Annotated in this window: 10 protein-coding genes; 6 read left to right on the top strand and 4 right to left on the bottom strand. The window is 61.7% G+C overall.

The genetic code is table 11. The features are described 5' to 3' along the window. Positions 1–39: 39 nt before the first annotated feature. Together QP891_RS06040 and QP891_RS06035 are read right to left on the bottom strand one after the other, a co-directional pair. Positions 40–1,440 (bottom strand): FtsX-like permease family protein, encoded by a 1,401-nt coding sequence (locus QP891_RS06040; RefSeq protein ID WP_284770309.1) that lies wholly within the window; start codon positions 1,438–1,440, stop codon positions 40–42. After that, on the bottom strand, positions 1,437–2,123 hold the full coding sequence (locus QP891_RS06035; protein WP_284770308.1) for an ABC transporter ATP-binding protein: 687 nt from the start codon (positions 2,121–2,123) through the stop codon (positions 1,437–1,439). Before QP891_RS06035 ends, QP891_RS06040 begins: the two co-directional genes overlap by 4 nt. Between QP891_RS06035 and QP891_RS06030 the strand changes: the two genes are divergently transcribed. The 6 genes from QP891_RS06030 (at position 2,122) to QP891_RS06005 (ending at position 9,330) form a co-directional block, all read left to right on the top strand. Then, complete coding sequence (locus tag QP891_RS06030) at positions 2,122–2,931, top strand: sensor histidine kinase (RefSeq protein ID WP_284770307.1); 810 nt, start codon at positions 2,122–2,124, stop codon at positions 2,929–2,931. The two genes, QP891_RS06035 and QP891_RS06030, sit on opposite strands and share 2 nt — an antisense overlap. After that, on the top strand, positions 2,928–3,596 hold the full coding sequence (locus tag QP891_RS06025) for a response regulator transcription factor (protein ID WP_126319831.1): 669 nt from the start codon (positions 2,928–2,930) through the stop codon (positions 3,594–3,596). Before QP891_RS06030 ends, QP891_RS06025 begins: the two co-directional genes overlap by 4 nt. 24 nt (positions 3,597–3,620) lie before the next feature. Then, the gene (locus QP891_RS06020) at positions 3,621–3,917 is read left to right on the top strand and encodes a rhodanese-like domain-containing protein (protein ID WP_284770305.1); all 297 of its coding nucleotides are present in this window, start codon (positions 3,621–3,623) and stop codon (positions 3,915–3,917) included. A gap of 37 nt (positions 3,918–3,954) precedes the next feature. Further along, positions 3,955–4,413, top strand: coding sequence for a MarR family winged helix-turn-helix transcriptional regulator (locus tag QP891_RS06015; RefSeq protein ID WP_284770304.1), 459 nt, complete (start codon positions 3,955–3,957; stop codon positions 4,411–4,413). A 2-nt stretch (positions 4,414–4,415) separates the two neighbouring features. Beyond that, a complete protein-coding gene (locus tag QP891_RS06010; protein ID WP_284770303.1) occupies positions 4,416–8,339 on the top strand; it encodes a Pls/PosA family non-ribosomal peptide synthetase in 3,924 nt (1,307 codons plus the stop codon). 199 nt (positions 8,340–8,538) lie between these two features. Continuing rightward, positions 8,539–9,330: an Abi family protein gene (locus tag QP891_RS06005; RefSeq protein WP_284771350.1), complete on the top strand. Its 792-nt coding sequence runs from the start codon at positions 8,539–8,541 to the stop codon at positions 9,328–9,330. Positions 9,331–9,433: 103 nt separating this feature from the next. Here QP891_RS06005 and QP891_RS06000 read toward each other — a convergent pair whose 3' ends face one another. Next, entirely contained in the window at positions 9,434–10,582 is a 1,149-nt protein-coding gene (locus QP891_RS06000; protein ID WP_284771351.1) for an alpha/beta hydrolase, read from the bottom strand. Positions 10,583–10,847: 265 nt separating this feature from the next. Then, positions 10,848–11,747: a polyphosphate kinase 2 gene (gene ppk2, locus QP891_RS05995; protein WP_023023989.1), complete on the bottom strand. Its 900-nt coding sequence runs from the start codon at positions 11,745–11,747 to the stop codon at positions 10,848–10,850. Positions 11,748–12,156 lie beyond the last annotated feature (409 nt).

Raw genomic sequence — 12,156 nt, 5'->3', positions numbered from 1 at the left:
AAGGCCGGGCCCAGGGTGAGCGCAGCCGCCGGAAACCGGCTATTCCTTGCGGCGGCCGCTGCGGAGAACGTGGCCGCGCAGGGGCTCGACGAGCGCGATGGCGAGGAAGGTCACCGCCCAGCCCACGGCGAGGAAGCTGAAGGAAATGAGGAGCCTCCCGGCGAGGTCGACGCCTTCCCCCCAGACGATGCTCAAGAACATTATGCCGGCGATGCCGGCACCGAAGAGGAAACCGAAGATACTGAGCGCGACGATGGGGCCCATCACGGCGAGGGTGTTCGTGCGGAATTGGAAGCGGCGCGGCACGCCCATCAGGTCGAGGGAGCGGATGAGTTCTTTGTCCTCGAAGGCTGATGATACTTGGCCGAGGAAGATGGACATGCTGGTCAGCGCGAAGCCGAAGAGCAAGGTCAGGACGACCCCGGTGGAGACGTCTCGGAACACGATGCCCGTTTCTTGTTCTTCTTTCATCGCGGTGGCAAGCGCATCGGTGCCATTGGGCGAGCCCATCAGGAAGCCGGCGAGGAAGCCGAAGAAGCCGATGGCCGCGCTTTGCCGCCAGGCGCGGCGGGCGTTGGCGCCCACGCGCTGGCAGGCTACGAGGTGTGCGGTGCCCGGGAGCAAAGCCAAAAGGCGCGCGCCGATTTGCAGGAGGTAGGGCGCGACCAGGTTGATGCTCATGATCACCGCGAAGAGCGGGACGGCCATGGAGATTTCGGGTGGGCCGGATTGGCCTTTGAGCAGGACACCGCCGACGGTGACGATGAGGAGGAAGGCGATGAGGCGCCACCATCGGAAAGCGGCGGGCATCTGGCGTTTAGCCACGCCGAGGGGGCTGACGCGCACGCGCCACATGCCAGCAAGGGCCGCGGCGAGGGCGAGGAGGAAAAGGACTGCGGCCACCGCGAGGTATCCCCACCAGGGCAAGATGATTTCCTCGAAGGCGACGGGGCGGTCCTGGAATTTCACGTGCGCGAAGACGGGGGCGATGAGCACGCTGATGAGCCAGCCCAGCACGATGCCGATGAGGGCTTGGATGCCGGTCTCCACGGCGGCCATGCGCTCGACCTGGTGGGAGCTTAGGCCCAAAAGGCGGAGGGTGGACAGGCGCTGTTCCCGGCCGGAGGCGCCGAGGACGGCGGCCTGCGCGGTCAGGTTGAAGAGTGCGGGAACGATGAAGGCGCAGGCCATGAGCGCGAGGACGAACCAGGGCATGAAGTAGTTTTCCGGGTTTTCGCCGGCGGCGGCGCGCAGGGCGGGCACGGCGTCTTCTGGGTGGTGGGCGCGCTGCCAGAACATCCAGGTGCCGCCGGCGACGAGGAAAGCGATGGCAGCGCCTAGCGTCAAGCTCACGATGGCGAGCACGCTGACGATGCCGGCACCGGAGCGGGCGCGGACGGATTCGCGCTGGAGGCCGAGGACTAGGGTCGCGGTGTTCATGGCTGCACCCCTAGGCGGCGGTCATCGTGAATGATGCCGTCGCGGATTTCCACGCGGCGTTGCATCCAGTCCGCCACCTTGGGGTCATGGGTGACCATGACCAGGCTGGCGCCGGATTGGCGCACGGTGGTGGTCAGCATCTGCATGACCTCGTGGCCGGTTGCCTGGTCGAGGGCGCCGGTGGGTTCATCGGCAAAGATGACGCCGGGGTTGGCCACGAGGGCGCGGGCGATGGTCACGCGCTGGGCCTGTCCGCCGGAGACTTGGGCGGGGCGGCGGTCCGCGAGTTCGCCGAGCCCCAGCTGATCCAGCAGCGACAGCGCCTTCGTGCGGGCCGCGCGCCGGCCCAGCCCGTTGAGCATCGCGGGAAGAGCGACATTGTCCAGGTTGGTCAGTTCCGGGAGCAGCTGTCCGTCTTGGAAGACGAAGCCGAAGTGGCGGAGGCGGGTGCGGGAGCGGGCGGCATCGGAAAGCGTGGAGATGTTTTCGTCACCGAAGCGGACGCTGCCGTCGGTGGGCGTGAGCACGCCGGACATGCAGTGCAGCAGCGTGGATTTGCCGGAGCCGGAGGGCCCCATGATGGCGACGAGCTCGCCTGGGGTGATGTCTAGGGTGATGCCGGCTAGCACGGGGCCGCCGCCAAAATCCTTCGTGATGTCGTGGAGGGAAAGTGTTTGTGTCATGCTGTTCATTTCACCGTGCCGGGCGCGCTATTCCTACAGCGCTAAGGATACTTTCCGGGTAGTGCTAGCTTTACCCCTGCCCGGGGCGCACGCGATTAGGCTTGGGGGCGTGTTTTTCAGCAAGAAGCAGGCCACCAGCAATGAGGAGCGGCAGGCACGGGTCATCGCAGAGCTGACGGCTTCGCGCCGCGCGATTGCGGATGCCTACGAGGTAGAGCGCGCCCGCATCGAGCGAGACCTGCACGATGGCGCGCAGCAATATTTGGTGGCGGCAAGCATGAAGCTCGGTGAGGCCCTGCTGGATGCCACCGGCGCCGAGGCCGAGTTGCTCACCGCCGCCAAGCAGGACGTGGATCGCGGCCTGCGTTCGCTGCGCGCGACGGTGCACGGCATTCACCCGCAGGTCCTCCAGGATCACGGTTTGGTGGCCGCGCTTGCCGATGCCGCCTCCGCCCACGGCCCCCACGTCAGCGTCTACGCCCCACACCCGTTGCCGCGGCTTTCCGCCAGCGTGCTGGCCTGCGGTTATTTCTTCGGCGCCGAGGCGCTGACCAATGCCGCCAAGCACGCGCCAGGCGCGCCGGTCTCGGTGCTCATCACCTCGGATGCGGCGCTGCGTATTTCGGTGGTGGATGAGGGCCCGGGCGGGGCGCGGGTGGAGCCGGGGCGCGGGCTGGCCGGCATGGCCGAGCGGCTGGCGGCCTTTGGCGGGGAGATGTCGCTGTCCTCGCCGGAGGGAGGTCCGACGCGGGTAAGGTGCACGATTCCGCTCCTTTTGGAGCGTGGGCAGACGGGAGTATCAGCATGAGTGGATTGAGGATTGTGATTGCGGATGACTCCGCGATCCTGCGCGAGGGCCTTGCCGGGCTCTTGGAACGCCGCGGCCACGAGATTGTGGGCAGGGCGGGAACGGCGGTGGAGCTGGAGGGGGTCATCGGCAAGCTGAGTGCCCAGTTGCCGGATGTGGTGATTACGGATGTGCGCATGCCGCCGGAGATGGGCGATGATGGACTGAAGGCGGCGGTGGCGCTGCGCCGCGCTTATCCGGGCCTGCCGGTGATGGTGTTATCGCAGTACGTGGCACCGGCGTATGCGGTGGCGCTGTTTGATTCCCCGGATGCGGGCACCGGGTACCTGCTCAAGGATCGCGTCTCTGAGGTGCGCGATTTCCTGGCCAGCCTGGAAGTGGTGGCCCAGGGCGGCACGGTCATCGATCCGACGGTGGCGCAGGCACTCATGCGCTCCGGGCGCAGCGGGTTGGGCGAGCTCAGCCCGCGCGAGCGCGAGGTCCTGGAGCTGATGTCACGCGGGAAATCCAATAAGGACATCGCCGCCGAGCTGGTGCTCTCGAATGCTGCGGTGGCCAAGCACGTCTCCAATATCTTTACCAAGCTGCGCCTGGACCCCAGCGAGGATAACCGCCGCGTAAAGGCGATTTTGCAGTACCTGTCCGCGGCCACCTACGGCGGCTAGCGCGCGGCACGTAGACTGCGGGGTATGAAAAACGTACAACCCACCGAAGTTCCAGCAGGCGCGCAGCTTATCGATGTGCGCGAAAACGACGAATGGGCCACCGTGCACGCGCAGGGTGCGACCCATATTCCGATGAGTGAGATAACGGGTCGCATCCAGGAAATCGACCCGGACCGCGATATTTATGTGATTTGCCACCTAGGCGGGCGCAGCGCGCAGGTGTGCCAATATTTGGAGAACTCCCTGGGCTGGGATGTTATTAACGTCGAGGGCGGCACCAACCAGTGGGAGGCGGATGGCCTGCCCGTCGTCCGCGATTAATTGGCCTTTACCCATCTTTTGAGATTATGATGATGGTATGGCTTCCACTAATAATTCTGGCATACCAACCTCCCTGCTCGAATCCCCATCCTTCCAGCTAGAGCGCCTGCGCCGTCGTACCCGCGATGGCGTCGAGGTAGCTCTGCAGACCAAGCAGACCACCATCCGCGAGTTCTGGGTGCTCACCTGCCTCGTGGAGGCGGATGCCGCCTCCCAGTCCTTCCTGTCTGATACCTTGGCCATCGACGCCTCCGACATGGTGCGGCTTATTGATGCCCTCGAGGAGCGCGGCTGGGCCAAGCGCGAGCGCGATCCCAAGGACCGCCGCCGTCAAATCGTGGCCTGCACCAAGAAGGGCACCAAGACCTACAAGGACTTGGCGGAGCTCGTCGCCAATGCCGAGGATGACGCGCTCGACGTATCCACCAATAAGCAGCTCAAGCACCTGCGCAAGCTGGCTAAGGCCATCATCGCCGCGGACGAGGACGAGGCATAAGGATGGACGAACCCGAAGAGTGTAGTAGTCCTAATTTAGATCTTCCCAGCGTCCCGCAGCAGTATCTCCTGCGCGATCTAGCCCCGCGCCCGCGCACGTTGTGGGACATTATTACCACCACGGCTGAGATCCATCCGGAAGCCGCCGCGCTTGACGATGGCGAGATCATCACCTACGCCGAACTCGTCCACGAGGTCCAACTGTGGGCCGCAGAGCTGCACGTCAATGGCGTGCGCCGGGGCGATCGCATCGGCATCCGGATGACCTCCGGCAAGCGGGATCTTTACCTCGCCATCCTGTCCACCCTGGCCGCCGGTGCGGCCTACGTGCCGGTGGACGCGGACGATCCGGATGAGCGCGCGGAGATGGTCTTTGGTGAGGCCGATATTGATGGCCTGTTTAGTGATGACGGCTTCCGCTTCCTGCGCGAAACCCCGCGCCACGCGGCAGAGGGCGTCGAGGCCCCGCGGCCAGAAGATACCGCGTGGATCATCTTTACCTCCGGTTCCACGGGCAAGCCGAAGGGCGTGGCCGTAAGCCACCGCTCTGCGGCTGCCTTCGTGGACGCGGAGGCCAGCCTCTTCCTCATCGATCACCCCCACGGCCCGCTCGGCCCAGAAGACCGCGTGCTAGCTGGGCTTTCCGTTGCCTTCGACGCATCCTGCGAAGAAATGTGGCTAGCCTGGGGCCACGGCGGCTGCTTGGTCCCGGCTCCGCGTTCCTTGGTTCGCTCTGGCATGGACCTTGGCCCGTGGCTGATTCGCCGCGATATCACCGTCGTCTCCACGGTCCCTACCCTGGCGGGCCTGTGGCCTGCGGAGGCGCTGGATAATATCCGCCTGCTCATCGTCGGCGGCGAGGCCTGCTCCCAGGAGTTGGTGGACCGCCTGGCCACCGAGGACCGCGAGATGTGGAATACGTACGGCCCCACGGAGGCCACGGTAGTCGCTTGTGCGCAACGGATGATTCCGGGGCGCGCGGTTTCGATCGGGTTGCCGCTGAATGGGTGGGATTTGGTGGTCATCGATAAGCAGGGCCAACCTGTTGGCCTGGGTGAGACCGGCGAATTGGTCATCGGTGGCGTGGGCCTGGCCAGCTACCTGGACCCGCAGAAGGATGCGGAGAAATACGCGCCGCTGGAATCCATGGGCTGGCAGCGCGCCTACCGCACCGGCGACCACGTGCGCTTGGAAGAAGACGGCCTGTACTTTGTGGGCCGCGTGGATGACCAGGTAAAGATAGGCGGGCGCCGCATTGAGCTTGGTGAGGTTGACGCAAATGTCGCCGCGCTGGATAACGTCTACAACTCCGCCGTTGCCGTGCAAAAGACCCCCGGCGGTGAATCCGTGCTGGTGGGGTACGTCTCGCTGGAGGATGAGGCGCGCGGTTTTAACCACGGCGTGGCCCACGAACGCCTGGCGGAAACCATGCCCGCGGCGCTGGTACCGCGCATCTGCGTGATGGATAAGCTGCCGGTGCGCACCTCCGGCAAGGTGGATAAGAAGGCACTGCCGTGGCCGCTGCCCGGCGTCGGCGTGGAATCGACCACACTGACGGAAACCGAGAAGTGGCTGGCCGAGCTCTGGGTCGAGACCCTCGGCGTATCCGTGGAGGATGAAAACGCCGATTTCTTTGACCTCGGCGGCACCTCCCTGGCCGCGGCGACGCTGGTGGGCCACATCCGCGATCGCTACCCCACCGTGGCCGTGCGCGATCTCTATGATCACCCACGTCTTGGCTCGCTGGCAGAGCTCATCGCCGGCGCCGAACCGCGCCCAAAGGCGGAGCAACAAGCACCGCTGCGCGAGGTCACCCCGGTGGGCGCGAAGACACGCGCGGCCCAAACCCTGCTGCAGATCCCCGCCATGACGCTGGCGGCGACTACCTGGCTGGCCTGGCTCATGCTGGGCTCGACCGTGGCCTCTGCCTTGGGCGTGGAGTGGGCGCAGTCCTTCCCGTGGTGGCTGGTCATTGCGCTGGTGCTCATCTTTGCCACGCCGCTGGGGCGCATTCCCATCGGTGGCTTTGGCGCACGCCTGATTACCGCCGGCATTACGCCCGGCGATTATCCGCGCGGTGGTTCGACCCACCTGCGCATCTGGGCCGCGGAACGGTGGGCCGATGCCTCCGGATCGCGCTCTATTGCCGGTGCCACCTGGGTCAATAACTACGCCCGGGCCCTGGGCGTGAAGATGAAGCGCGGCGTAGACCTGCACTCGCTGCCACCGGTGACGGGCCTGCTCACCCTGGGCAAGCACGCCGCGGTGGAACCGGAGGTCGATCTCACCGGCTACTGGCTCGACGGCGACGTCCTCCACGTCGGCGCCATCGACATCAAGGAAGGCGCCCGCGTGGGCGCGCGCTCTACCCTGCTGCCTGGCACCGTGGTGGGCAAGTACGCCCACGTGGAGGCGGGTTCCACCGTCACCGGCCGCAAGAAAATCAAGGACGGCCAGCGCTGGTCCGGCTCACCCGCCAAGAAGGTGGGCCGCTCCAAGCACCGCTTCCCCTCCAAGCCGCCGAAGCGCCGCCCCTGGTGGGTGGCCATTTACGGTGCGACCTCTCTCTTCCTGGCCGCGCAGCCGCTCATCGCGCTGCTTATAGGCGCCATCGTGGATTTAGCACTGGTGCATTCCACCTCCGGCAACCGCTTCATCGGCGCGGTGCTTTTCGCTCCCCTTGCGGCGCTTGCAGCCTTTGCCACCTACATGCTGCAGACCTGGCTGGGCGTGCGCATCCTGTCCATCGGCATCTCACCCGGAGTGAATCCGGTGCGCTCTGCCGCCGGCTGGCGCCTGTGGGCCATCGAGCGCCTCATGGATGAGGCCCGTACGCAGCTCTTCCCGCTCTACGCCTCGCAGCTGACCCCGCGATGGCTGCGCGCTTTGGGCGCGCGCATTGGCAAGGACGTGGAGATTTCCACCGCCGTGATGATCCCCGCGCTCACGGATGTCAAAGACGGCGCGTTCCTTGCCGATGACACCATGATCGGCGGCTATGAGCTCGGCGGCGGCTGGATTCACTCCGGCGAGGCCAAGGTGGGCAAGCGCTCCTTCGTGGGCAACTCCGGAATTACCGCACCTGGGCGCAAGCTTTCCAAGAACTCGCTGGTCGCGGTGCTGTCCTCCACGCCGAAGAAGACCAAGTCCGGCGCCAACTGGTGGGGGTCCCCGCCAGAGCGCATGCGGCGCGTTACCGCGCAGATAGATGCCCCCGCTGAGTCCGCCGAGGCCCTGACCTATAACCCGGGGTTCAAGCTCAAGGCCGCCCGCGGCATCGTGGAAACCATGCGCCTGCTCGCGCCGATGTTCTCGGCCATGCTGCTCGCCGCCACCCTGGGGACGCTGTATTACCTGCTTGCCGATGTCGGCTTCCTCACCACCTGGGCCCTTTCCGGCCTCGTGCTCATGGCGATGGGCGCCATCGCCATGGCCGTGACCATCGCCGTGAAGTGGATCTGCGTGGGCAGGCATAGCGCGGCCGACCACCCGCTGTGGAGCGTATTCGTGTGGCTCAATGAGCTACAAGATACCTTCGTGGAGGTCGTCGCCGCCCCGTGGTTCTTCCAGCACACCTACGGCACAGGAGAGATCAACCTGGGCCTGCGGGGGCTGGGTGTGGACATCGGCAAGGGCGCCTGGATCGATTCCTACTGGTTCCCAGAAACCGATCTCTGCCACGTCGGCGCCGGTGCCTCCGTGGGCCCCGGTACCGTGGTGCAAACCCACCTATTCCAGGATCGCGTGATGAGCCTGGATACCGTCACCATCGAGGCCGGCTCCACGCTCGCCTCCCACTCGGTGGCGCTGCCCGCCTCGCTCATTGGTGAATCCAGCACCGTCGGCCCCGGTTCGCTGGTCATGCGCGGTGACCGCGTCCCCGCCAATGCCACCTGGCAGGGCAACCCCATCGAGCCGTGGGGATAACCTACGCAAACACCAAACCCCGGCTTTAGACCGACCACCACAAAGTCAATCTAAAGCCGGGGTTCTGTAAGCAAAAGACCCCTCCTCAGCCAAGCCGCTGAACGGTTGACCACCACGAGAAGGGGAATACTATACCGAGTATAATCGGACGTGCCGCCTCAATCAAAAATATTTTTAAAGAGCCCTTAAGTTGGTAGCCATGAGTAGTAAACGGATTAAAAAAGAGTGGTTATCAGAAAACAGGTTGGAGCCCTACTTAACAAAAACTGGTGGATCCACGGATAAGGCTTTTGAGCTTTACGAACTCGATCGCCACCTTAGTGCTTCCCTTTTTCACGAGATAGCCTTCATCGAAGTAGCATTACGTAACTCAGTTTCTGGATATCTCAGCACCGAATACGGAGATGATTGCTATTGCAAGCTCGAGATGGGGTTCGATAAACGGGTTCGAGACAATATCACAGAAGCATGGAATAGCCTGCCAAAAGACTTCACCAAGAATACCGAACGAAGCAGAAGGCTGGGAGGAAGGGTCATTGCTGCTTCCATGTTTAGAACTTGGACAAATATCCTCGATAAAGGAGGCTCCACGGGCTTACCAGCCCCTTTTAACAATGCTAATCACGACAGAATTTGGTCCCGGCAAGCTTTAATTTCTGTCTTCCCAGGTGCGAATTCAGTAGCTCGGAAGAAAGATCCAGAATATTCCACTCACGGTCTGACCCGTAAGTGGGTTCATTCCAAAATCCTCGAGATAAAGAAAATTAGAAATAGGGTTGCGCATCACGAGTCTGTAGTCCTTCGCGGCATCCCTGTCACGGGCACAGATACTCGATTACGGCCTAGAGAATGCCACGAGGCCTGCCACGATGTAGCAGCGATGTTGGACCGTGATTTAGCCTCTTACCTCACGGAAAACCTGCCCACAACAGCAATTCTCACCGAGTTGGACACCTTCTACGCAGGTCTAAATAATTCAAACAAATCATAAATGACCCACCTTCCCCAGGCCGCTAAAGCCTAAGTACCAACCCAACGGCAGGGAAAGCAGGTCATTGTGTGCCGGGCCTATTGAACCCGAGACACGCTATCTTCTACACGTGGCGGCCCAGCCAGTCCACCACCTTGTCGAGCGCTTGGTCAGCGGCTGGCTCGTTGAAGACCTCGTGCTTCTGGCCCTCCCAGTTGACGTATTCCACGTCATCAGAGGTAATGGAGTTGTACCAGTCCTGGGAGAAGTACGGCGGAACGATGCCGTCCTTGGTCCCGTGCATGATAAGCGTCGGCGCGCTAAACAGGTCCGCGTTCACAGCATCGTAGGTAGCAATAGCACCCAGCTGCAGCGCGGTACCAGCGCTGGTCTTTTGCGCGATGAGCGGGCTCGTAGCGTACTCATCCTTCACGGCCTGGCTGGTGGAAATGCCCTCCGTGAACGGGTTGGACAGCATGATCTTCTTGGTGAACTCCGGCGACTGCGCACCAATGTAGGTGCGGTGGGGAATCAGGTTCTGCACGTAGTTAGCGTTGAAGCTGGTGATATCCGCCAACGGCAGGCGCTCGAACAGGGTGGGGTCGAGCTGCTTTTGCACCTCAGAGATCTCGTCCGGCGTGATGGTCTCGCCCGTTGCCTTCTTACCGGACAGGTTCAACGGTGCACCACCACCATTGGTGATGATGCCGTCCACCTTGCCAGGCTCACGAATGCCGTATGCCTGGACGGTCAGCGCGCCCATGGAGTGGCCCAGAAGGAAAGTCTTTACATCGGGGTGCTCACCCTTGGCCATGTCGACGACGCGGTCGAAGTCATTGAGGATGTACTGGAAGTTATCGATGTGTCCCAGCGGCGTGCTGCCGGAGGCAGACTTGCCGTGTCCACGGTGGTCCAGGCGGTAAACGTTGAAGCCAGCGTCCAACAGGCGCTTGGCCACGTAGTCATAGCGGCCAGAGTGCTCAGAAACGCCGTGTGCCAAAACAACATTGCCACGTGGGTTTTCTACCAGCTGCTTGCGGTAGTAAATCTTCACGCCCTCGCCGTCGTGGCTATCGAAGTAGCCGTCTTCATCGGCGATCTGCTTATCAGAAACGGTGGAGCGACCGAGTACGTCGGTCTTATCTGCCGCCGCCTCTGCTACGGGCTGGCCGCCGCCTGCAAAGGCGGTAGCGGTGAGAGTTCCCGATACTGCGATGGGTGCCATGGATACAGCGGTTGCGGTAGCCAGAACGCACAGTTTCTTCCTTATCATGTACGTACTCCTTACAGTGGTTTGTGTCACGCATATAGATAGGATGACTTTTAGGTCACCTTGATAATAGTTTGCTGAGGAACGTAATTCAAGTATTTTTTATTTATGGCTGCCAACTGTTTAGGAAATAGCTGTGAGAGCTATCAGCCACCCTCACGCTGCCGCCATAAAGATGGTTGAGCCACCTCAGAGGCCTTAGACATAGCAAAGCGGGGAGACCGATCTCCTCGATCTTCCCGCTCAACGGCGCTTGAGATTAACGCTACTAATCACCAATCTGGTCACGGCCGCGCTTGACGATGTTCCCGTCAGGCTCACCCACCACGTCATAATCTTTATTGGTGTATTCAAACTTGGACAAGACATACCGCATCGCGTTAACGCGAGCTCGCTTCTTGTCATTGGACTTGATGGTAATCCACGGTGATTCCTCAGTATCCGTATAACGGAACTGCTCTTCCTTCGCGCGGGTGTAGTCATCCCACTTATCCAGAGAAGCCAGGTCCATTGGCGAAAGTTTCCACTGGCGCACCGGGTCGATCTGGCGGATAGCAAAGCGAGTGCGCTGTTCCTTCCGGGTAACAGAGAACCACAGCTTGGTCAGCGAAATACCCGATCCTAGGATCATATTTTCTAGCATGGGCACCTCGCGCAGGAACTCCGCGTGCTGGGACTCGGTACAAAAGCCCATCACCCGCTCAACGCCAGAGCGGTTGTACCACGAACGGTCAAAGAAGACGATTTCGCCTGCAGCCGGGAAATGCTCGATATAACGCTGGAAATACCAAGAGGTGGACTCACGTGGGGATGGCTTTTCCAACGCGACAGTGCGCGCACCACGCGGGTTCAAGTGCTCATTAAAGCGCTTGATGGTTCCGCCCTTACCGGCAGCATCGCGGCCCTCAAATAAAATGATGTGGCGCTGGCCAGTTTCCTTGGTCCAGTTCTGCCACTTCAATAGCTCAATTTGCAGTGCGCGCTTAATGGACTCGTATTCATTGCGGGTCATACGCTCTTCATAAGGGTAATTCTCGCGCCACGTCTGCACCGGAGAGCCATCCGGCATGATCAGCGACGGATCATCCTCATCCGTTCCATCAACGACGAAGCCGTCGGTTTTTGCAAGATCAATCTCAGGAAGGTCGTCGTCTTTAATATCAGCCATGCACTTAGTGTAACCCGAATGTAGACTTTCAGCGCGGCAACTTTTCCCAGCTATAGCCACTAAATAAAGAAAACGAAGTGTGAGGTAATTTGACTATTGTTCTTAGACGTTTGCCTTGATCCTCGTGCCTGCCCTCGGAAAGTGGACACACTGAGGGTTAGCTGTGCTGCCATCGTCAGTGTAGCTGAAGTCTCGGCTTCAAGGACACTAGGAGCCACAGGATTGCACCAGGAGTGCCGCCGGCACGTGTTATAGCGCATGCTCCACCGGAAGACTTCCTGGCTGAAGTGTCCAGATTTGCTCGGTTTGAGTAGATGGGAAAATCTGGAATAGAGAGTGTCTGATGGTTTGTGTGTGGGAACCCAACCCGCATAAGGAGATGAACCAGAATGACTACTATGGCGAGACG

It is taken from the genome of Corynebacterium sp. MSK310 (genome assembly GCF_030227355.1).
GTDB lineage: Bacteria > Actinomycetota > Actinomycetes > Mycobacteriales > Mycobacteriaceae > Corynebacterium > Corynebacterium rhinophilum.
This window is presented reverse-complemented; position numbering and strand designations above follow the sequence as displayed.